The sequence below is a fragment of the uncultured Exiguobacterium sp. genome, assembly GCF_964277885.1.
Classification (GTDB): domain Bacteria; phylum Bacillota; class Bacilli; order Exiguobacteriales; family Exiguobacteriaceae; genus Exiguobacterium_A.
In genome coordinates this window covers 2,004,188-2,025,824 of the sequence record NZ_CAXYJR010000005.1, presented here as the reverse complement: position 1 = coordinate 2,025,824, position 21,637 = coordinate 2,004,188, and the positions used below count along the sequence as shown (strand labels likewise).

Sequence of the window (21,637 nt, the reverse complement as noted above, 5' to 3'; positions counted from 1 at the left end):
ATGCAACGGTATTTCGTCGAGCCCGCGATGCGTCAGGGAGATGTGTTTCATCTCCCGAAAGACGACGCACACCATATGAAAAACGTCATGCGGATGGAAGTCGGCGGAGAGATTCTCGTACTCGACGGGACAGGTCTTTACCGGTGCCGCCTGGAAGCACTCGATAAACAAGTGGCTTCTGCCCGGATCGAAGAGACGCTACCGATCGAGACAGAATTACCGATTCGTGTGACGATCGCCCATGGATTGCCAAAAGGTGATAAGATCGAACTCGTTGCCCAAAAAGCAACGGAACTCGGTATGCATCATCTACGGATTTTCGAAGCCGATCGTTCCGTCTCGAAATGGGATCAAAAGAAGGTGCCGAAAAAGATTGAACGACTCGAAAAAATCGTCAAGGAAGCAGCCGAACAATCATACCGTGCCCACTTGCCGACAGTCGACTTCGTGGCGTATGATGAAGTCTTACAGGATGCATCGAACTATACGGCTTGTCTGGTTGCCTATGAAGAATCATCGAAACAAGGGGAGGCCTCCGTCCTCGCTACGACGCTTGCTGGATTGCAAGAGGGTGATTCCCTTCTTGTCGTCATCGGACCTGAAGGTGGGTTCGCTGAAGCAGAAATCGCACGTTTGACGGATGCCGGTTTTAAAAAAGCCGCTCTAGGGCGCCGCATCTTACGGACGGAAACGGCACCATTTTATGTCCTTTCCGCCGTCTCGTATCATTTTGAATTGAAAGGGTGAACGAAATGGCAACTGTTGCCTTTCAAACGCTTGGCTGTAAAGTCAACCATTACGAAACAGAAGCTGTCTGGCAACTGTTCAAGGACGCTGGCTACGCACGCGTTGATTTTGCTGATCATGCGGACGTTTATGTCGTCAATACATGTACAGTCACGAATACCGGAGATAAGAAAAGTCGCCAAGTCATCCGACGGGCGATTCGCCAAAATCCGGATAGTGTCATCTGCGTAACCGGTTGTTATGCTCAAACGTCTCCTGCTGAGATCATGGCGATTCCTGGCGTCGATGTCGTCGTCGGAACGCAAGATCGGCATAAAATGATTGGATACATCGAACAATTCCGTGAAGAACGCATGCCAATCAATGCGGTCGGAAACATCATGAAAGCCAAAGTCTATGAAGAACTGGATGTACCGGCTTTTACGGACCGGACACGGGCTTCGCTGAAAATTCAAGAAGGTTGTAACAACTTCTGTACGTTCTGTATCATCCCATGGGCGCGTGGTCTCATGCGGTCTCGTCAACCGGAAGATGTCTTGAAGCAAGCACAACAGCTCGTTGATGCGGGTTACAAAGAAATCGTCTTGACGGGAATCCATACAGGTGGATACGGAGAAGACTTGAAAGACTACAACTTAGCGAAACTACTTAAAGCACTCGAATCCGTCAATGGACTTGAACGCTTACGCATTTCGTCGATCGAAGCGAGTCAAATCACGGACGAGGTACTCGATGTCCTGAAGGACTCACCGATCGTCGTTCGTCACTTGCACGTTCCGATCCAGTCTGCTTCCGATACGGTCCTTCGCCGAATGCGCCGCAAGTATACGATGGCGGAATTCGGAGAACGTATCACGCGTCTGAAGGAAGTCCTGCCTGACTGTGCGATCACGTCAGATGTCATCGTCGGTTTCCCAGGTGAGACGGAAGAAGAGTTTATGGAAACGTTCAACTTCATCAATGATCATAAGTTCAGTGAGCTGCATGTTTTCCCGTACTCGAAACGGACAGGTACACCAGCTGCGATGATGGATGATCAGGTCGAGGAATCAATCAAAGAAGAACGCGTCGCGCGTTTGATCGCCTTATCGGATCAACTCGCGAAGGAATATGCTTCGAAATACGAGGGAGAACTGCTTGAAATCATTCCGGAAGAATTCTCGGAAGAAGCAGGTGGTCGTCTCGTCGGTTACACGGATAACTATCTGCGTGTCGCAATCGAAGGCGATGAGTCAATGATCGGACAACTCGTTCGTGTCAAAATCACGAAAGCGGGCTATCCGATGAATGATGGTCAATTCGTTCGTATTATGCAGACACTCAAAGATGCTGCAGTCTAATCGAAAGGGCAAAGGGAACCTCTGGTTTTCTTTGCCACTTTTTTTGTTTTCATTTCAGGAATGCGCTACACTGAATACAGTTCAATTAAGGAAAGAGGATACCATTCATGCGAATCAACAAATTCATTAGCGAAACGGGCTTTTGCTCAAGGCGTGCTGCCGATAAATTAGTCGAAGCGGGTCGGGTGACGATCAACGGTCTGACGGCAGAACTCGGCTCGCAAGCTGAAGAGACGGACGTCGTCGAAATCGACGGTCAACCACTCCAAACGAAGCCAAAACCTGTTTACATCGTCTTAAATAAACCAGTCGGCATCACGTGTACGACGGAGCTTGACATCGAAGGAAACATCATCGATTTCGTCAACCATCCGAAGCGGATTTTCCCGATTGGTCGTCTTGATAAAGATTCAGACGGTTTGATTCTTTTGACGAATGACGGTGATGTTGTCAACCGGATCTTACGGGCGGAAAACAATCACGATAAGGAATATATCGTGACCGTCGATGCACCAATTACAGATACGTTCATTCAAGGCATGGCGAGTGGGGTCGACATTCTCGGTACGACGACAAAAGAATGCATCGTTGAGCCACTCGAGACGCGGACGTTCCGGATCATTTTGACGCAAGGGTTAAATCGTCAGATTCGCCGTATGTGTAAAGAGTTCGGCTATCGGGTCAAACGTCTGCAACGCGTTCGGATCATGAATATCGAGCTTGGTGATTTACCAATCGGTTCTTGGCGTGATTTGACAGAAGCGGAATTACGTGAATTGTTTACGACGCTTGACGGGCAATAAGGTTCAAAGAAAGTCGCCACTGGCGGCTTTCTTCTTACATAAGGAGGATGACCGTGGATAAACGGGGTATGAGTGCGACATTCGTCGCCTACGTGATTGGTGGACTGTTGCCGATCTACAAAGTATTTGCTGCTGGTATTCCAGCATGGACGGTCGTTTCGATTCGAATATTAAGTGCGTTCATCTTCGTGACACTGTTGTTACGCCTGACGAAGAAATTCCAATTCGTTCGTCAATTATGGCAAAACAAAGGTCAGCGCTATACCGTGCTTGCGGCAGGACTCGTATTAGGCGGGAACTGGTCACTCTATCTGTACGCCATCGGGGAAGGATATATCGTTGAGTCGTCACTCGGATATTACATCAATCCGCTCGTTAGCGTCTTGTTCGGTTTGATCTTTTTTAAGGAACGACTGACGCGTCCGCAAGTGATCGCGATTTTATCAGCAATCACCGGTGTGATGATTTTAACGCTCGGTTATGGTCAATTTCCGATTATCGCCTTTTCGCTTGCCGTTTCATTCGCATTTTACGGTGTACTAAAGAAAAAGGCAGCAGCCGAACCATTATCCGGATTATTTTTAGAGACTCTCGTCACGCTTCCGTTCGCTCTCTTGACGCTTGGTGTGACAGATAGTCAACCGCTTGCGATGCCGACGAGTGCGCTGATTGCGATCATCATGCTCGGGATCGCAACAGCAGTCCAATTGATGTTATTCGGATACGGAATGCCGAAAATCCCGTTTGTCTACGTCGGGATTCTTCAATACATTGCCCCGACGCTGACGCTACTCCTTGGAATTTATCTATTTAACGACGTCTTTACGACGATTCACTTCATCGCTTTCCTATTCATTTGGATTGCTGTTGCTCTCTTTACGATCAGCGGTTTATCGGCAGGGAAAATGCGAATGAAGAAAGTATCATAATGAAAGAAGGGATTATGTGAATCTACCTGGATTCTTCGCGACACTTGTCGCGTATATCATTTGGGGACTCTTACCGCTCTACTGGAAGATGCTCGCCAATGTACCGAGTGAAGAGATACTGGCACACCGGATCATCTGGTCATTCTTATTTCTGCTCATCTTATTATCGTTTCAAAAAGCGCTTGGGAAGTGGAAGACGGCGTTACGCGATCCGTTCACGCGTCGACTCTTTTTCTTAAATGGACTGATCATCAGTCTGAATTGGTTCATCTATATCTGGGCCGTCAATCATCAATTCATCGTTGAGGCATCGCTCGGCTATTATATCAATCCACTCGTCAGTATTGTCTTTGGTGTCTTCTTCTTTCGTGAAAAACTCTCACGAATCGAGTGGATCTCGATTGTTCTTGCGACAATCGGTGTCTTGATTTTGACGATTGGCTACGGCGAGTTTCCATGGATCTCGATCGCACTTGCCTTAAGCTTCGGCTTTTACGGCGTCGTTAAAAAGCGACGTCCACTCGAATCAACGGTCAGTCTGACGCTCGAGACGATGGCGCCGCTTCCGCTTGCTTTGATTTTCCTCGGCTATTGGCAAGTACAAGGGACGTCTTCGATGACCGAATCTGTCGGTACGACGACCGGACTCATCTTGACCGGGATTGTCACCGCTGTTCCCCTTTTGTTATTCGGATTCGGGGCACAACGGATTCCGTTCACGTGGGTCGGATTCCTCCAATTCGTCGCACCAACCTTGTCGCTTGGACTCGGTGTATTGCTGTATCACGAACCATTTACTAAAACGCACATGGTGGCGTTTACATGTATTTGGACAGCAGCGATCGTCTTTACGCTCAATGGTGTCTGGATTCGGAAAAAACAGCTCCGAAAAGTCGCTTAAAAAGATAGAAGTCTGACCTCTTGCGTGATAGAATAAATACAGAGTCTAAGGGATACCCTTAAGGAGGACAACAAACATGAATTTAGCAGGAATGATCGACCATACGGCACTGAAGCCAGAAACATCACGTGCTCAGATCGAAACACTCTGTAAAGAAGCATTAGAATACAAATTTGCAAGCGTCTGTGTTAACCCAACATATGTCGCGTTAGCAGCAGAACTCTTAAAATCAGATGATGACGTCAAAGTATGTACAGTCATCGGCTTCCCACTTGGAGCAAACACACCAGAAGTGAAAGCATTCGAAACAAAAGATGCGATCCAAAACGGTGCAACAGAAATCGATATGGTTCTCAACATCGGTGCATTAAAAGATGGCGACCTTGAGTTAGTAGAACGTGACATTCGTGCGGTTGTCGAAGCGGCAAACGGTACACTCGTTAAAGTCATCTTTGAAAACTGTCTTCTAACAAAAGAAGAAATCAAAACAGCTGCTGAACTTTCAGTTAAAGCAGGTGCTAACTTCGTGAAAACATCGACTGGTTTCTCAACTGGTGGTGCTACAGTTGAAGACATCCGTCTCATGCGTGAGACAGTTGGTCCTGACATCGGTGTTAAAGCATCTGGTGGCGTTCGTGACTTCGAAGGTGCAAAAGCAATGATCGATGCAGGTGCATCACGCATTGGTGCATCAGCAGGAATCGCAATCGTTACAGGTGGTACATCTGATAGCGACTACTAAGAAGATCTGACATGTCCCTCTTTTTTTAGAGGGACTTTTTTTTGTTATGGAATTATTCTGAATTTAAATTTTGTATTAAGAAGTCAGACATCGCTTCCGATAATCAGATGTAGAATGTCGGAAGGATGTGGAATGAATGAAACGATGGAGTGGAATCATACTGGCATCGACACTTAGCCTCGCAGGGTGTGGCAGTGTCATCGATGATCCAGAACGGGCAGTCAAAGAGCGAAAGGAAATGGCAGTCGTCTTGTCGGATGTTGGTCTTGGCGATCAATCGTTCAGTGATGCGGCGATGAGCGGCATGGCGTTGTTACGGGAGAAGGAAGGCTGGTCGATCGACTACCGGGAATTGAATGAAACGAAGACCTATAAAGTAGCATTCGAAGCGTTGGCGAAAAAGAAGCCGACGGTCATCGTCGGACTCGGATTCATGGGGCAGACGGATCTTGAGACCGTTGCTAAAAAATATCCGAAACAACAATTTGCCTTGATTGATGCTGTCTCAACGTTACCGAACGTGCTCTCGGTTACGTTCAAAGAGGACGAAGGAAGCTACTTGGCGGGTGCCGCTGCAGGGATTCAAACGAAGACGAATACGATTGGTTTCGTCGGTGGAATGAAGTCGCCTCTGATCGAGAAGTTCGAAAAGGGATACATAGCTGGCGCTAAAGCGGTCAATCCGAAAACGAAAGTACTTGTCGAATACGCAGAGGACTTTGCGGCGCCCGAAAAGGGACGGACGCTCGCAAACGAAATGATGCAGAAAAAGGCAGACGTATTATTTGCAGCTGCTGGGTTGACAGGAAGCGGTGTTCTTGAGGCAGCACAAACAAAGGGAAAAAAAGCGATTGGTGTCGATAGCGATCAGACCCCGATTGCGCCTGACGCTGTCATGACGTCAATGTTAAAACAAGTTGATCTTGCGATTACGAAAATTGGACAAGATGTAGCGGCAAAAGGACTTCAATCCGGACAAGTCGTCCTGGGTGTCAAAGAAGGGGCAATCCAGTTGGCGCCAATCCGAAACGCGAACTTTACGGACGGGGAACGAAAAAAATTAGAGCAGCTGCAACAAGACGTGCTCGAAGGTAAGGTGACGATCCAATGACGTTACGGAAACGATTTTTACTCTCAACGTTAGTGACGATTTTGAGTGTCGTCATCTTGATGGGATGGACCTTGTTCCAACTCCGTCAAATTCAGTCCTATAACGAAGATTACGGGAAACAGCTCGTTGAGATCTCAGAGCTTGAAACGAAGCTCTTATATGAACAGGCGGCATGGAACCGACTAGCAAGTCAACCGTCTGAAAGTCAGGCGGAGCAAGTACAAGCACTTAGTAAAAAGAACGAACAAGCCTTGAATCAGCTACAGAAGACATACTTGATTCCTGCCTTTCAAGAAGAGTTGAACCGGGCGGATATGAAGTATAAGACGCTCGCTGCAAAAAGAACGGAACTGACGGACGTGATGAATCCAATTGAGATTCGCTCGCATGCCGCACGAATTGAAGGTGTCCTCAGTGATCTCTATACGTTACATACAAAAAATGGAGAGTTCTATGATGTCTTACAACGTGAAGCAAAAGATGAGACATTGAATTTGACACGAACCGTCCTAATCGCGACATTCCTCCTTCTAATCGGTCTTGCGTTATACAACTGGTTCTTCGCACGTAGCATCACGCGACCGATCAGCCGTGTCGTTCGGACAGCAGAGCAAATCTCGGACGGAGACTTATCGCAGGAACTAGTCGTATCCGGTCGAAAAGATGAGATTGGTCGACTCGAGACAGCGGTTGCACAGATGCAAGGAACCTTACATGAAGTCATTGGAACGATCAGTCGTTCGTCGAACACGATTCGTCAGATGAGTACGGAAGCGACGACAGAGAATGCGAACATCGTCGAAGTTTCAGGTAATATGACCCATGCGATCAATGAAATGGCGAGCGGAACACAAACGGTGTCGGACGATATCCAGACGACAGTCAGTACGATGTCCGATATGCAACAACTCTTTGAAGAGAGTGAGCAACGTGCGCAAACCGCTTATGCAGAAGGGCAGGCGGCCGATCACGTCATGGTTCAAAGTAGTTCCATCATGGAACAACAGGCCGCATCACTACGTGCATCAACAGAACAAAATCGCGAACTTGGTCAGAAACTAGAAGGTTTCTTAGAGCAGACGCAACAAATCGAACAGATGGCGCAACTCGTCGCTGGAGTTTCCGCGCAGACAAATTTATTGTCACTCAATGCGGCCATCGAGGCGGCGCGAGCTGGAGAAGCCGGTCGTGGATTTGCCGTCGTGGCAAGTGAAGTTAAAAAGTTAGCAGATGAGACAAATGAGGCGACGCGTTCGATCTTCTCACTCGTTCGTTCGATTCGTCAGGATGGTGCTGTCTTACAAGAAGCACTCGTGCAAGCGGAGCGGGAGCAGACAAATCAGGTCGAGAACTTCACACACGTTCAAGAAGCATTCGGTGAGACGCGTCAAAAGGTAGCAAGTGTGACGGAAACGCTCGATTACGTGACGAAACAACTCGTTCATTCGAAACAACAAGCCCGTCATGTCGTTAGTCAAGTCAGTACAGTCAGTGGCGTCATGGAAGAACTTGCAGCTGGAAATGAAGAGATTGCTGCTTCGATGCGTGATCAACAGGTCTCGTTCGAACAGATTCATCAATTGATGCAAGAACTCGAATCGACAACGACATCGCTTGACAGTCAGACACATCAATTCAAAATTTAATGAATGCAAAAAGTGCACGCCTTCTCGGGAAGAGAAAGCGTGCACTTTTTCTTGAGGCGACTTAGAAGAAGCTTTCTGGATCGAGCTCATTCGTCCGTCCGTTTGCATCATATTGATATCCACCATCGTGGATTTCAAAATGCAAGTGTGGACCAGTCGAGTTGCCGGTGCTTCCGAGAACACCGATTTGTTGTCCTTGTTTGACTTGTTGTCCTTGTTTAACGTTCAAGGCATTCATATGGGCATACACAGTCGTATATGTTTTCCCATCGATATTATGAGAGATATAGACGTGGTTGCCGTAAGGACCACCGGAACTTGCTAAAATGACTGTTCCACTAGCAGAAGCAACGACTGGCGAGTTAAGTGGACCTGCGAAGTCGGTTCCATTGTGGTACGCATAACCATTGCCGCCGCTTGCTGCACCCATTCCTTGCGAAACAGAGCCTTGAGCAGGTTTGATGAATTTACCTTTTGCTTTTGAGATGACTTTTGTGCTAGCTTGACTTACTGATGCTGGTGCTGATTGTTTCGCAGCTTTTGCGGCAGCTGCTTTTGCTGCTCGTGCTGCCGCTTTTTCAGCTGCTTCCTGTGCCTTCAGTTGGGCCGATGCCTCTTTCAGGCTAAGAATGCTGGATTCGATTTTTTTCTTTTGCGACGTCAGACGTTTTAACAGTGCTGTGCGCTTTTGTTTTTCTTGTTTCAATTCACGTTGTTTCTTTTTTAAAACATTACGATCTTCAATCAAGTTTTGGCGTGTCTGCTTCAGTTCTTCTTTCGCAGCTGCCAGTTCTTTTTTGTTTGATTCGTAATCTTTTAATAAAGAAGCATCGCTTTCCGCAATCGTATTGAAGGCATTGAAACGACTAATCATATCACCGACATCTTTTGCGCCGAAGACGGCTTCAAGGAGCGGAGCGTTATCGGCTTTCGACTGACGGACCGCTAGACGATCACCAAGCATTTTTTCTTGTTTCTCGATTTTCTTTTGTAGCTTCTCGATCTTATCTTCTAATCGAGCAATCTGTTTCGTGTTTTCGTCGATTTTCTTTTGATTTTCGACGACTTGTAATGTCAGCCCGTTAATCTGTTGATCCAGTGCGTAGACTTGTTGCTGTGCTTTAGATAATTGATTATTTTTTTGAGACAACGCCTCGCGTTGCTTCGATTGTTGTTGCTGGTTTTGTTGTTGCTTTTCTTTATATGAACTTGCCGCATCGACGGGAGTTGTCGTCATGAGCGGACTTGCGAGTAAAGTGAGTGTCATGAGCGATAGCCCAATTGACTTTCCGAAAGGTCGTTTCATAAACTAAGCGTCATTCCTTTCCCTTGTGAAGTGTTACCTATCCCACTCTAACAAGAAAATCAGAAAATCCACTTTACAATTCTTTTAAAAAAATACAAGAGAAGCTAGCAGAAACTATGAAGAATTTATGAAAATAATGATGCGTGAACAGAAGGATAAATAGAATATGTTGATATGAAAGGAAAAATCATTATGTAATTGATTGATTTCCGAATGATGTCAGAAGATATATTTTTGTAACATCGTATAAATAAAAGGTTTATTAATGTTTGAAAAAGGTATAAGTATAGTTTTTATGAAATGAAAAAGTGCCCCGAAAGGCACTCCATACGCATCATTCTTCATAAATCATCTTTCGTGTCATTCCTCCGTCTAGGACCAATGTTTCGCCCGTCAAGAAATCGTTATCTGGGTGTGTCAGATAGAGAGCCGCTCGAGCGACATCACTTGGTTTTCCAACACGACCAGCTGGATGCTGACTGTGGTCTTCAGGTGATAATTCTTGATAGTCACCGGTTTCAATCCAACCAGGAGCAATCGCGTTGACGAGAATTCCGTCTTCTCCAAGTGAGACAGCAAGTGCATGGGTCAGAGCAAAAATGCCACCTTTCGTCGAAGCATAAGATTCTGTATGCGGTTCCGACATAAAGGCGCGGGTCGAAGCGAGATTGACGATCCGACCACCACTTTTACTTTGTTTCAAATAAGGTGTAGCGGCCTTAGTCGTTAAAAAGATACTACGCAGGTTCGTATGATGAACCCGATCCCATTCCTCAAGTGACAATTCGATTAAGGGTTTTCGAATCATAATGCCAGCGTTGTTGATGACGATGTCAATGCGACCAGTATGTTCAATCGCTTTTTCAATCAACAGTTGAACGTCTTTTTCATGTTGGATATCGAGGTGATAGAAGTAAGCCGTCCCACCATCTTCTTCAATTTGTTGAACTAATTCGTCTCCTGTCATCTGATCGATGTCAGCAAGAACGACATTTGCGCCATGCGCAGCGTAAGTGCGGGCGAGTTCTGCACCAATTCCATTCGCGGCTCCCGTAATGATGACGGTTTGATTAACATGATTCATAAAAATCATCCTTTCTGTAACGCTTCTCTCCCTTTTTTACCGTTCCATCATATCCTGAAACCTGACAGGATTATCATCCGTAGGAACAGGGAAATAGAAGAGCGTTGAAGTTACTTTAGAATGGGGGAAAACAGGAATGAAATTCTCGAATCAACAATTAGAAAAACAACAAAATCAATATGCCGAAGATGCAAAAGATTATATCGATCGTCCGAAAAAGACGAATTCGTTGTTACAACGAGCAACTGCAAAGGTAAACAGTAACTCTCGTTTGTCCGTCGTCTTCTCACCGCTGACGTTATTCGTCGATATGATTCGCGCGTACCAGTCAGGTGAATATCGCAACATTCGTCGTACGACGATCTTAAAAGTAATCGGAGCGTTGATTTACCTCGTATCACCGATTGACCTCGTACCTGATTTTGTACTCGGTTTTGGTTTCGCAGACGATATCGCGGTTATCCTTTTCGTCACAAAAACAGTTTTTGAAGAATTGACACGTTTCAGTGACTGGCAAGATGAACAACAAAAGCGTCGTACGCAACCATTACAAAGTGAGGATGCGTATTAATCAAATAGATGATCCGAGCGACTTCACTATAAGAAGTCGCTCTTTCTAATGTAAAAAGAGCCGTTTCCTGTACGCCTTCTTGAAAGTTCGATACACTAGAAATAGTTGGTAAAGCGGGAGGAGGGACGAATATGGGACATCACTGGATGGAGTCATACGGTTATATCGGGATCATGATGACGCTTATGTTTCCATTCATACCGAGCGAAGTGCCGCTCGCATATGCCGGATATCTCGTTCATACGGCACAGGCCAATCTTTTATTCATGTTGTTCCTCGCTGTAGTGAGCTTCGTCATTAGTCAAAACCTCTTCTTTACGATTGGTCAGTTCGGTAGTGAACGGTTATTGAATCGTTTATTCAAATGGTTTCGGATTTCGGAAACAAAAATGCTTCAGTTTCAGACACAAATGGAGACGAAGGGACGCTATATCCTTCTTCTGTCTCCAATGTGGCGCATCGGATTTGCGATTGGTGCCGGTCTGACTGGTGTTTCACGCTGGACGTTTACCGTCGTGACGACGATTTCCTTTTTCCTTTGGTCGGCGATCTTCATTTGGGGCGGGAAAGCCGTCGGGCATGAATGGCGAAAATTGCACCATCTCAATCATCCAATCGTTTGGATTGGTTTAGGTGTGTTGATTACGGTTGGCTACTTGATTCAAAAAAAGAGAAAAGCAAAAAAAGAGATCTAAAAGGAGTGGGAACATGGCAATTATCTTATTCGATATTGACGGTACATTGATCGATTCAACGGAACAGATGACAGAAGCAATCCATCGGGCGATGGAGGACATGCCGCATCTTCCAAAACCTTCTCAATCGAGTGTACAAGCAAGTTATGGGTTGGCAGGAAGTGCCTTTTGGCGTAAAGCGATTCCGGAAGCCTCAGAAGAGGATATTCGGTTGATTCGTAAAAAAAGACACGGTCATCTAGAAGCGACGATGGCAGAACAGAACGTCTTGTTCGACGGAATTCGATCTTTATTAGAAGCGCTAGTTTCAGCGGGACATACCATTTCAACAGCAAGTAATTGTGGTAACCACTATCTAAACCTTGTGCTGGATAGCCAAGACATTCGTTCGTTCTTCACGAGTCCGAAATGCTTGGAATCCGTTAACGGGAAAGAAAAAGCGGACATCTTACGAGCGCACCGTGAGGAGTTTGGGGAAGAATCCTACTGGATGATCGGGGACCGGTCTTCTGATGTCGAAGCGGCTCGTAAGGAAAACATGCCGGTCGTCTTATGCCAATATGGTTTTGGTGCAAAATCCGAGTGGGATTCGGCGGATCATGTCATCGAAACACCGCTTGACTTACTATCAGTAATCAAATAAATGTACAAAAAGCCAAGCTCGATCCGTCGATTTCATAGACGGTCGGCTTGGCTTTTTGTGCTGAAAGAACGACTAAAGATGAACTTACTCAAAATCCAGTCGGTATGGTTCTGCACTCATCCATGGACGGAATCTCCGGAAGAGCAGATGGAACAATAGGCAAAGGATGACTGGTAAGACGATGAATAATCCAAGAACGAATGTCATGTTGAACAATGTCCAGCCTCCTGACATCAGATGTAACGCATTGATCGGACCGATTAGACCAGACATCCCGAAGCCGGCACTAAACGGTGTACCTTGGACGCCAAGCATTCCTGCTAGTGCGCCAAGAATAGCGGCACTACACATGACAGGTAGGATCATCAATGGATTACGAATGAAGTTCGCCATCTGAATTTTAGGAGAACCAAGAAAATGAGCAATCGACGTTCCACGTGAATTCGCTTGCCACCCGGCGATTGCAAGACCAAATCCAGCGGCACAGACGCCTAGGTTCGCAGCTCCGGCAGCAACACCTGATAAACTAATCGCTGTTGCAATGCCGACCGTTGAAAGCGGAGAGACGATCAGCACGGAAAAGGCGATGGCAATCAAAATGCCCATTAAAACGGGTTGAAGTGCCGTGAAGTCTGAAATGACATGTCCAATCGCCGTCGTGATCCGTGTCACGAATGGATACGTCAAAACACCGATTCCACCTGCTCCGACAATTAAAATCGTCGGCATGACCAGCACCGTGTAGGTCTTAAAGCGATCTCCGATCAGTAAGACGATCGCCGTTGCTATAGCTGCCGTTAGTCCGGCATTGATGACGTCACCCGTACCGACGAAAACGAACGTCGCGTCCGCACGTGTCGCAACACCTGATCCAACGACAGTCGCAAGACCAATTGACGTGGTCGCAATCGGTGTCACTTTAAATTGCATGGCTACGGCAACACCAATCACCATCGGTAAAAGGCGCATCGCGAGTGTTGTGGCATCTAAAACATGTTGGGCTCCGGACACGTATGGCAATAATGCCTTAGCGAGTTCACCGAGTAGTGCTCCCGGAATAAGGGCAACGAGAATTCCGATACTAAGTCCGTTTAAAACATGAACGGCAAATTGACGCGGCTGACGCAAAATAGATGAATCCATACAAGTCCTCTCCTTATGTAACGCTTTTGTGCATAACAGTATAAAAGTTATGAATTGTGTTTTATCTTACGGTAAGAACAGAAGGACGTCAAGAAAAAGTTAGAAAATTCCAAACAAGCAAAGGATTCGTCTTTCAGAAACGGAATTGTTACAGTGAAGAAGTACATTGAATGAGGAGGTCATGAATCATGTCAGAACAACGTATCGTATTAGCAGCACGACCAAACGGAAAACCAACAGGGGAAACATTCCGCTATGAATCATTTGAGTTAGCAGAGCTGAAGGAAGGGCAAGTCGCACTAGAGTCACTCTATATCTCGGTCGATCCATATATGCGGGGTCGTATGAACGATGCACGTTCTTATTCGCAACCATTTGAGATTGATGAACCGATTCACGGTGGTGTCGTAGCGCGTGTTATCGAGTCTAAAAGTGAAGGGCTCAAGTCAGGTGATGTCGTCGTTGGGATGCTCGATTGGGCAACTAAAGCAGTCGTCGATGCGAAAACCGTTCGTAAAATCGATGAGCAGATCGCACCGATTTCAACAGCACTTGGTGTTCTCGGAATGACAGGGATGACAGCGTATTTCGGATTGCTTGATATCGGTAATCCACAACCAGGGGAAACGGTCGTCGTATCGGCAGCAGCAGGGGCTGTTGGATCGATCGTCGGTCAAATCGCTAAAATCAAAGGCGCGCGTGTCGTCGGAATCGCAGGAAGTGACGAAAAGCTACAACACTTAAAAGCAGATCTTGGTTTTGATGAAGTCATCAACTACAAAACGGAAGACATTCGGGAAGCGTTAAACCGGACATGTCCAGACGGCATCGATGTCTATTTTGAAAACGTCGGTGGGGAGATTGGGGATGCAGTCCTTGATCGACTCAATCCATTCGCGCGGGTACCAGTCTGCGGCGCTATTTCTGGGTATAACGCTCAACAGGACATCGGTCCACGTGTTCAATCAAAATTAATCATTGCGCGTGCGCGCATGCAAGGTTTCCTAGTGGGCGATTACGGCAAACGATTTAAGGAAGCAGCTGAGCAACTCGGTCAATGGGTCAGTGAAGGGAAGTTACAATACGAAGAGACAATCTTTGAAGGATTCGATCGTGTACCAGATGCTTTTCTTGGCTTATTCGATGGATCGAACACGGGGAAACTATTAGTAAAAGTGAAATAAACATGCCTAAAGAGGTTGCGGAATCATTTCCGCAACCTCTTTTTCTATGGCGTGAGATTCATGAATCTTTTCGATCGCGCTCGAGTTCTTCTGGATCAGGATCCGGATGTTGTGTCTCCGCAGGCTTGATCCCGGGATCCGATGTCTCAGCTGGATCAGGATCCGGATGAAGACCAACGTCTGCCTTTTCATCTGGTAAATCATGATTTTTTTCGTTTAACATGTCCAGTCATCTCCTTTTATCAGTACGTAGTAATGTTTCCCCGTTTTTTAAATCCAAAACAATGAGAGTGCATAAGATTCGTTTTTGAAAACATGTGAATGACTTCCACGGACAAGAAAGTGAAACCGGTCGATTTCCTAGGAAATACAGGTTGACTGAACTGGAATGTAAGGAAAATCCAAAAAAGCTTCATGAAGTCTTTACAAAAACCTTGCAAGTCCTTCAAGTAGCCTTTGAACTGCTTCCGTAGACTAAGAAAGAGTTGAAAAGAGGAAGGGTGTTTACGTGTGAGTGATCAAAAATGGAAACGACAAATCATGCAGCAACTGAACTGGGTTCGCGAAGAGAAGAAGCGGCTCACAAGCGAAACGGCAGCAAGTAAAGAGTCACTCGGAAGACTTCGTCAACTGGACGTCTTGCATCTGCCATCGGTTCGAACTTCAAAAAACACGACGACACGTTATCGACAAAATAGCCAAGCATCACTTTTAGATCAATTGGATGTCTCACCTATACCGGTCCGGACGACGACGCGTTACTATGAAAAACGACCAATCGAGATAGCCATCGTCTGTTCGGAATTCATGTATGCCTACTATGAAGATGCAGCTCATCTTCATTATGTTAATTCTGATACGTTTGAAGATGTCTTCAAACGACCAATTGATCTATTTTTAGTTATTTCGTCTTGGAAGGGACTACAAAATGATGATTGGAAAGGTGTCGCCACACCGAACTCCAAGAAGCGACACCGATTACTTGCGATGATGCAAGAAGTGAGAGATAAAGGCATTCCAGTTGTTTTTCAATCGACAGAAGACCCGAGCAATCATGAACGTTTTCAAGATGTGGCGCAAGCTGCGGATTACGTTCTGACTTCAGATGAAGCGATGATCCCTGAATACCGTGTCTTATGTGGACACAATCGCATCATGGCGATGCCGTTTGGTGTCAATCCATTAATTCATAATCCAATCGGGGCGACACGTAGTCGAAAGCAGAGCGTCTTATTTGCCGGTAGCTGGATGGCAAAATATCCGGAGCGTGTGAAAGACACGGAAATGTTATTTGATGGGGTGATGCAATCCTCGCACGAACTCGATATCGTGGACCGGAATTATCACCTAGATTTACCAGCTTACCAGTTCCCGGAACGCTATCAATCACGGGTCGCACCAGCGATTCCTTATGATGCCTTACAACAAGTCAGTAAATGTTATGACTGGGTCTTGAACTTGAACAGCATTAAATACAGTAAAACGATGTGCGCCAGACGCGTTTATGAATCACAAGCACTCGGGAATTTGATTCTGTCGAATTACAGTATCGCGGTCAATAATGAGTTTCCAAACATTTTTACCGTGCATGACGCACAAGAGGCGACAGCGATCGTGGAGCGCACGTCGCAAGAAGAAATCGAGCGTTTCCGAGCAGAAGGACTTCGTGCCGTCATGACGGGACATACAGTCTTCGAGCGGATGGATCAGATTCTAGCGTTCATCGGGCGCATACCTGAGACACGAAAACATCGTTTATTAGTCGTTGTCGCTCAGGACGGAGAATCCATTCGTGACGTGATTGATCGCCAAAGTCTCACACCAGACGAAATCGTCTCAGCGGATATGTTGACGGAGCAAACCTATAATCAAGCCGATCTCGTTGCTTGGATGGATGGAGAGGAATCCTACGGCGAATTTTATTTAGAGGACCTCGTGAATGGCTTTAAATATAGCGACGCCAGCATCGTTCGAAAGGGAAGCGAGCATCCGTATTATCTAAAAGAGATGAGTGGTAGTCGAAACGGTGCAATTATCTGGAGGTCAGATATCGGATATGACATGTTCCAGGCAGATGAATTGAACGGAAAAACACTGTTGCTCGATCAATTTGAATGGAATGAACAGGTAGTAGTACCGACGAATCAGACCCCACAACTCTCGGTCGTCGTTCCGATCTATAACAATGGAAAACACCTCGCGTATAAATGTTTCGCCAGTCTCACGCGAATGGATCGATTCATGGAGTCGGAGATTTTACTCGTAGATGATGGATCGACGGACATAGCGACACGTCAAGCCGTAGAGCGTCTCGCACGACGCTATGGAAATGTCAGAACCTATTTCTTCGAGACAGGCGGAAGCGGCAGTGCTTCACGTCCGCGTAACAAAGGAGTCGAGATGGCGCGGGCTGACTATGTGACGTTCCTTGATCCGGATAACGAGGTACTCAGTGATCGTTACGCCTTTTTGCTTCAAGAACTAGAAAATGATCCATCACTTGATTTTGTGGCAGGGCATATGAAAAAGCTGGCTGAGAAGACGAGTATCATCGCCTTACCGACGATTCGTAAACAAGGACGAACGGTTTGCGAGGATCCGAAAGCTTTTCTATTGAAACATCGGTTTGCGGTACAAAGCATTCAAGCACTTGTCGTCCGTCGCACGTTCCTGCTCGAACATCAATTGGAACAGGTCGTCGGTGCGGTCGGTCAGGACTCCTTGTTCTTCCAAGAATTGATGCTTCGCGCGAATCGTGTCTTACTCGTCAATCGAGTCATCCATTATTATTATGCGGCAGTTGCCGGATCGACCGTGAATGCATTGACGGTGAAGTTCTTCGAACGAAGTGTCGTCCGAGAGCGGGCACGAGCTGAGAAATTCGCTCGTTATGGAGTACTGGAGGAATACAAGGAAACACGATTCGAGCATTTCTTCGAGCATTGGTATCTCGTTAAATTGCGCTACTGCAGTGATAAGGATTTCGCACCGAGTGTCGCATTGTTACGCACGATCATCAGTTTCTATGAACCCATCACGTTGACGAACCCATTGATCCGTCAGTTCATAGAACTTGCAGATCGACAGGAAACAGATCGACTCCAACACTTATTACTCGAGGAGGTGCAGAAATGACGGCATCGATGAAAACAGCACGCCCCAAAGATCAAATCCGAGCTGCCTACTACGATCAGTTAGGTGGTGGATTCGGTAAAAAAGTCCGCGCGCGTGTTCACTGGATCGTTCGACAAGCAAAAGGGGAGCACATTTTAGATATCGGGTGTTCGGGTGGAGTCGTTCCGATTTTACTTGGACGGGAAGGGAAACATGTCGTCGGAATCGATGTACTACCGGAAGCGATCATCGAGGCCAAACAAGCCTTACTTGAAGAACCAGCATCCGTAAAAGAAAAAGTAGAATTACATGAAGCAAATGTCATGACGTACACACCTGACATTCAATTCGATACAGTCTTGATGACGGAAGTACTGGAACATATCGGAGAGCCCGAGCGCTTTATCGCCCGAGCCGTCTCGTTCATCGCACCAGAAGGACGACTCGTCATCACAGTCCCATTCGGAGTAAACGATTATGCGGATCATAAACGGACATACTATTTAAATCAATTGCTTGAGCAGTTGACACCTTTTGGTAAAATCGAGACGGTCGAGCGGATTGATAAGTGGCTCGGAGTCACGATCCAAGTCTATCCAGAACCACAAGACAGTCGATCGATTTTACCAGCGGAAGTCGAATGGCTCGAGGATGCCTTTGAAGAGGTGGAACGATTGCATCTTGCGACGATCATTGATTTAAAGCGTAAACAACAGAATCTAGAACGGAAAGTTCAACGGTTAGGAGAACAAACGGAAGAATTGGAACATATTCGAGCAGAATCGCTACGTCATGAACAGCAACTGCAGGAACAGCATGAACAATACAAGATGCTCGAAGAACAATATGCCGTATTGCTTGACCGATTTGAAGGATCACTGATGTCAAATCTAGAATTGCTGGAGGCGAATGCGTCATGGAAATCAAAGTACCGCTCACTCGCGCGCTCAAAACTCGGAAAAGTCGTCGTCCGCTACTGGAAGTTCCGACGTCAACTCAAACAACGCCGGAGTCGTCGATGAACGTCTTGATGATTTGTCAAAATTTCTATCCAGAAATCGGTAGTGCGGCAAACCGAATGAAGAATATTTTCAAACGGATGGAACAAGCGGGAAATGACGTCCATGTGCTGACGTCAGAACCGCTCTATCCGACGGCAGAACTCTATACGGACTCGATGTTCTGGGATGAACCGAGCCTCGATACGGCACATGTGACCCGTATTCAGCCGCGTGATGTCCGGGCAACGAATAATTTATGGCGACGTCTTCGCTTGTTCGTGGAACAATTCGTGCTTGCGATAAAAGAAGTGCGGAATGATCCGAAATCCTATGCCTACATCTATGCGACGACGCCATCTATCTTCATGGGACTCGTCGGGGTCGTCGCAAAACACGTCAAGAAGGCTCCCTTGATTCTTGATGTACGTGACTTATGGCCGGAATCGTTGATTGGTGTCGGCATCACGAAATCACGTTTGTTACTCACTCCGCTCTACTGGCTTGAGAAATGGATGTATCGCCAGGCAGATCAATTGGTCATCAATAGTGAGGGTTTTCGATCGTATATCGAGGGACGAGGCATTGCACCGGAAAAAATTCATTACATCCCGAACTCCATCGAGGAAAACGAGTGGTTGATCAAACGTCGAAAAGTATCAGAACAAGTTCGCGTTGTGTACACCGGAAATATTGGACTTGCACAAGATGTGTTTTTGTTGCTTGATGTTGCACAGGAACTTCAACAAGAGCAGGATATCTGTTTTCAAGTCGTTGGTTACGGTTACCATAAGCAAACGTTCGAACGACTCGTTAAGGAACGCGGATTGACGAACATCGAGTTTCTTGATGCGATGCCACGCTGGGATGCGTTGAAACAACTCGCAAAAAGTGATATTGCCTTTGCGACACTTGTTGAAAGTACAGCATTCGATACAGTGACACCAGGCAAAATCATCGACTACATGGCGATGGGATGTGCCATCGTCGGTGCGGTATCTGGACACGCGGCGCATGTCATCGAAGAGGCAGGAGCTGGGTATGTCTCGATCGAGCGGAAAAAAGAAGAGATCGTTGATCATATTCTCGAGTTATCGCGAAATCCAGAGAAACGTGCAGCGATGGGACGGGCGGGTGTGGATTACGTCCAACGCCATTTTGATTGGGAACAAAATGAACAGCGCTTGTTTGAAGCCATCGAACAAACGCAGTCACGAAAGGCGGTCGCAGAATGAAGCGCATTGGAATGTTTGTTTGGAATCCTTTTACGAATGACGCCCGTGTCTTACGTGAATGTACGGCACTCGTCGAAGCAGGACACCGTGTGGACCTATACTGCTTAAATGACGGCACACTTCCAGAAGTCGAATATCCGATGCCTGGTTTTCGCGTCATTCGAATCGACCGGACGCCACCTTTTGCAAGGTGGCTCCCGTTCTTTCGCAAACGAAAAAAGCGGACTCTTGCTATTGGATTGATGGGTGCGCTTCTTGCGCCATGGCTCGTTCCCGTGATGCTCGTGTTCTTTTTACTGATGCGAAGTCGATTCATCCGTTACGCCCTCTACAACAGTTTTGGGATTCTTCGTATGACACGTGCTGCCCGGAAGCATGAGTACGACGTCATGCATGCGAACGATGTCAATACGTTACCACAAGCGATTGGGGCGGCGCGTGGTACGAAAATCGTCTATGACTCACATGAAGTCCAGACCGATCGGACAGGCTATGGTAGCATGCAGGGGAAACTAGAGCGCTGGTTGCTTCATTTCGTCGATCAGACAATCGTTGAAAATGACACGCGTGCGGATTACCATCAAAAGTTATACGGAACACGACCGTCCGTCTTGCACAATTATCCGTTTTACGAACCGGTTGTTCCGCAACCGCGACCGTTACGAGAAGAATTAGCACTTGCATCAGACGAGCCGATTTTGTTGTATCAAGGCGGGATCCAAGAAGGTCGTGGACTGGAGCGGCTCATTGAAGCGATGCCGTTCATCAATCGAGGAACATTGATTTTCGTTGGGGATGGAAAGTTAAAAGGAAAGCTGATGCAAATGGCTGCGCAATCATCAGAAAAGTCTCGAATCCGCTTCGTTGAGAAGGTTCCGCTTGCTGAACTACCAAGCTACACTGCAGCGGCGACCGTCGGCTTTCAAGTCCTCCAAAACGTCTGTTTCAATCATTATTCCGCTTCTTCGAATAAACTATTCGAATACATGGCGGCATTGATTCCTGTTATCGCGGCAGACTTACCAGAAATTCGTCGTGTCGTCGATTCGGAAGGAATCGGATTAATCGTCGATGTCGAATCGCCGCACAGTATCGCTGAGGCGGTCAACCGTTTAGTAAAGGATGAGAGCTTGCGACAGGCGATGCAGGAGCGAGCAAGCGTAGCAAGGAGACAATACAACTGGGAGCAAGAAAAAGGACGATTGTTAGCCGTATATGACTCGGTTTTCATGGAATCTGGGACAAAATAAGAAAAACAGTCAACGACTCGAAGGGAAATCCACGTGGAATGCAGGTGGATTCTTGACGGGTCGTTTTGTTTGGTACAAATGGCACCGAAGTCTTCGTGAAAGCTTCATAAGATTTACAAAAACAATAGAAAACGCTTCAAATGTAAGGTCTGTGAAGAATGGTTTAAGAGATGGTTAGAAGCATTGGAAAGCAAA

General features: G+C 46.5%; 20 protein-coding genes. 16 read left to right on the top strand and 4 right to left on the bottom strand.

The features are described from left to right. From ACHWTJ_RS12430 to ACHWTJ_RS12395, 8 genes are all read left to right on the top strand, one after another. Complete coding sequence (locus tag ACHWTJ_RS12430) at positions 1-747, top strand: 16S rRNA (uracil(1498)-N(3))-methyltransferase (RefSeq protein ID WP_394679791.1); 747 nt, start codon at positions 1-3, stop codon at positions 745-747. Positions 748-752: 5 nt separating this feature from the next. After that, positions 753-2,087, top strand: coding sequence for a tRNA (N(6)-L-threonylcarbamoyladenosine(37)-C(2))-methylthiotransferase MtaB (mtaB, locus tag ACHWTJ_RS12425; protein WP_023467445.1), 1,335 nt, complete (start codon positions 753-755; stop codon positions 2,085-2,087). A 107-nt stretch (positions 2,088-2,194) separates the two neighbouring features. Beyond that, on the top strand, positions 2,195-2,890 hold the full coding sequence (gene rluF, locus ACHWTJ_RS12420) for a 23S rRNA pseudouridine(2604) synthase RluF (RefSeq protein ID WP_294743055.1): 696 nt from the start codon (positions 2,195-2,197) through the stop codon (positions 2,888-2,890). Positions 2,891-2,943: 53 nt separating this feature from the next. Beyond that, entirely contained in the window at positions 2,944-3,819 is an 876-nt protein-coding gene (gene rarD / locus ACHWTJ_RS12415) for an EamA family transporter RarD (protein ID WP_294743051.1), read from the top strand. A 16-nt stretch (positions 3,820-3,835) separates the two neighbouring features. Continuing rightward, positions 3,836-4,720 carry an EamA family transporter RarD gene (rarD, locus tag ACHWTJ_RS12410; RefSeq protein WP_290777459.1) on the top strand — a complete coding sequence of 295 codons (885 nt, stop codon included), beginning with the start codon at positions 3,836-3,838 and terminating at the stop codon, positions 4,718-4,720. A gap of 76 nt (positions 4,721-4,796) precedes the next feature. After that, entirely contained in the window at positions 4,797-5,462 is a 666-nt protein-coding gene (deoC, locus tag ACHWTJ_RS12405; RefSeq protein WP_023467449.1) for a deoxyribose-phosphate aldolase, read from the top strand. Between the two features lie 136 nt (positions 5,463-5,598). Further along, complete coding sequence (locus tag ACHWTJ_RS12400; RefSeq protein WP_294743046.1) at positions 5,599-6,573, top strand: BMP family protein; 975 nt, start codon at positions 5,599-5,601, stop codon at positions 6,571-6,573. After that, positions 6,570-8,219 carry a methyl-accepting chemotaxis protein gene (locus ACHWTJ_RS12395; protein WP_294743043.1) on the top strand — a complete coding sequence of 550 codons (1,650 nt, stop codon included), beginning with the start codon at positions 6,570-6,572 and terminating at the stop codon, positions 8,217-8,219. Before ACHWTJ_RS12400 ends, ACHWTJ_RS12395 begins: the two co-directional genes overlap by 4 nt. A 61-nt stretch (positions 8,220-8,280) precedes the next feature. Here ACHWTJ_RS12395 and ACHWTJ_RS12390 read toward each other — a convergent pair whose 3' ends face one another. Both ACHWTJ_RS12390 and ACHWTJ_RS12385 read right to left on the bottom strand, forming a co-directional pair. Next, positions 8,281-9,525 carry a murein hydrolase activator EnvC gene (locus ACHWTJ_RS12390; RefSeq protein WP_294743040.1) on the bottom strand — a complete coding sequence of 415 codons (1,245 nt, stop codon included), beginning with the start codon at positions 9,523-9,525 and terminating at the stop codon, positions 8,281-8,283. Positions 9,526-9,859: 334 nt separating this feature from the next. Continuing rightward, positions 9,860-10,609, bottom strand: a complete 750-nt coding sequence (locus ACHWTJ_RS12385; RefSeq protein WP_294743038.1) for an SDR family NAD(P)-dependent oxidoreductase — start codon at positions 10,607-10,609, stop codon at positions 9,860-9,862. 136 nt (positions 10,610-10,745) lie between these two features. Here ACHWTJ_RS12385 and ACHWTJ_RS12380 point away from each other — a divergent pair, with 136 nt between their 5' ends. The 3 genes from ACHWTJ_RS12380 to ACHWTJ_RS12370 all read left to right on the top strand — a co-directional run bounded on the left by ACHWTJ_RS12380 (position 10,746) and on the right by ACHWTJ_RS12370 (position 12,518). After that, positions 10,746-11,180 carry a YkvA family protein gene (locus ACHWTJ_RS12380; protein WP_294743034.1) on the top strand — a complete coding sequence of 145 codons (435 nt, stop codon included), beginning with the start codon at positions 10,746-10,748 and terminating at the stop codon, positions 11,178-11,180. Between the two features lie 131 nt (positions 11,181-11,311). Continuing rightward, positions 11,312-11,875 (top strand): DedA family protein, encoded by a 564-nt coding sequence (locus ACHWTJ_RS12375; protein ID WP_035398399.1) that lies wholly within the window; start codon positions 11,312-11,314, stop codon positions 11,873-11,875. Between the two features lie 13 nt (positions 11,876-11,888). Further along, entirely contained in the window at positions 11,889-12,518 is a 630-nt protein-coding gene (locus tag ACHWTJ_RS12370) for an HAD family hydrolase (RefSeq protein ID WP_294743029.1), read from the top strand. An 84-nt stretch (positions 12,519-12,602) separates the two neighbouring features. Here the strand turns inward: ACHWTJ_RS12370 and ACHWTJ_RS12365 are convergent, their stop codons facing one another. Beyond that, positions 12,603-13,661 (bottom strand): PTS transporter subunit IIC, encoded by a 1,059-nt coding sequence (locus tag ACHWTJ_RS12365; RefSeq protein ID WP_294743023.1) that lies wholly within the window; start codon positions 13,659-13,661, stop codon positions 12,603-12,605. Positions 13,662-13,849: 188 nt separating this feature from the next. Here ACHWTJ_RS12365 and ACHWTJ_RS12360 point away from each other — a divergent pair, with 188 nt between their 5' ends. After that, positions 13,850-14,845, top strand: a complete 996-nt coding sequence (locus tag ACHWTJ_RS12360) for an NADP-dependent oxidoreductase (protein ID WP_394679790.1) — start codon at positions 13,850-13,852, stop codon at positions 14,843-14,845. Positions 14,846-14,903: 58 nt separating this feature from the next. Here ACHWTJ_RS12360 and ACHWTJ_RS12355 read toward each other — a convergent pair whose 3' ends face one another. Continuing rightward, positions 14,904-15,068 carry a hypothetical protein gene (locus ACHWTJ_RS12355; RefSeq protein ID WP_023467459.1) on the bottom strand — a complete coding sequence of 55 codons (165 nt, stop codon included), beginning with the start codon at positions 15,066-15,068 and terminating at the stop codon, positions 14,904-14,906. 287 nt (positions 15,069-15,355) lie between these two features. Between ACHWTJ_RS12355 and ACHWTJ_RS12350 the strand changes: the two genes are divergently transcribed. The 4 genes from ACHWTJ_RS12350 to ACHWTJ_RS12335 are packed head-to-tail and all read left to right on the top strand — an operon-like array spanning position 15,356 to position 21,442. Further along, positions 15,356-17,980, top strand: a complete 2,625-nt coding sequence (locus ACHWTJ_RS12350; protein ID WP_294747682.1) for a glycosyltransferase — start codon at positions 15,356-15,358, stop codon at positions 17,978-17,980. Further along, positions 17,977-18,981: a bifunctional 2-polyprenyl-6-hydroxyphenol methylase/3-demethylubiquinol 3-O-methyltransferase UbiG gene (locus ACHWTJ_RS12345; RefSeq protein ID WP_294743013.1), complete on the top strand. Its 1,005-nt coding sequence runs from the start codon at positions 17,977-17,979 to the stop codon at positions 18,979-18,981. The genes ACHWTJ_RS12350 and ACHWTJ_RS12345 overlap by 4 nt, the downstream gene beginning before the upstream one ends. After that, the gene (locus ACHWTJ_RS12340; RefSeq protein WP_294743012.1) at positions 18,876-20,192 is read left to right on the top strand and encodes a glycosyltransferase family 4 protein; all 1,317 of its coding nucleotides are present in this window, start codon (positions 18,876-18,878) and stop codon (positions 20,190-20,192) included. Before ACHWTJ_RS12345 ends, ACHWTJ_RS12340 begins: the two co-directional genes overlap by 106 nt. Then, complete coding sequence (locus tag ACHWTJ_RS12335) at positions 20,189-21,442, top strand: glycosyltransferase (RefSeq protein ID WP_294743009.1); 1,254 nt, start codon at positions 20,189-20,191, stop codon at positions 21,440-21,442. The genes ACHWTJ_RS12340 and ACHWTJ_RS12335 overlap by 4 nt, the downstream gene beginning before the upstream one ends. The last annotated feature ends 195 nt before the right edge of the window (positions 21,443-21,637 follow it).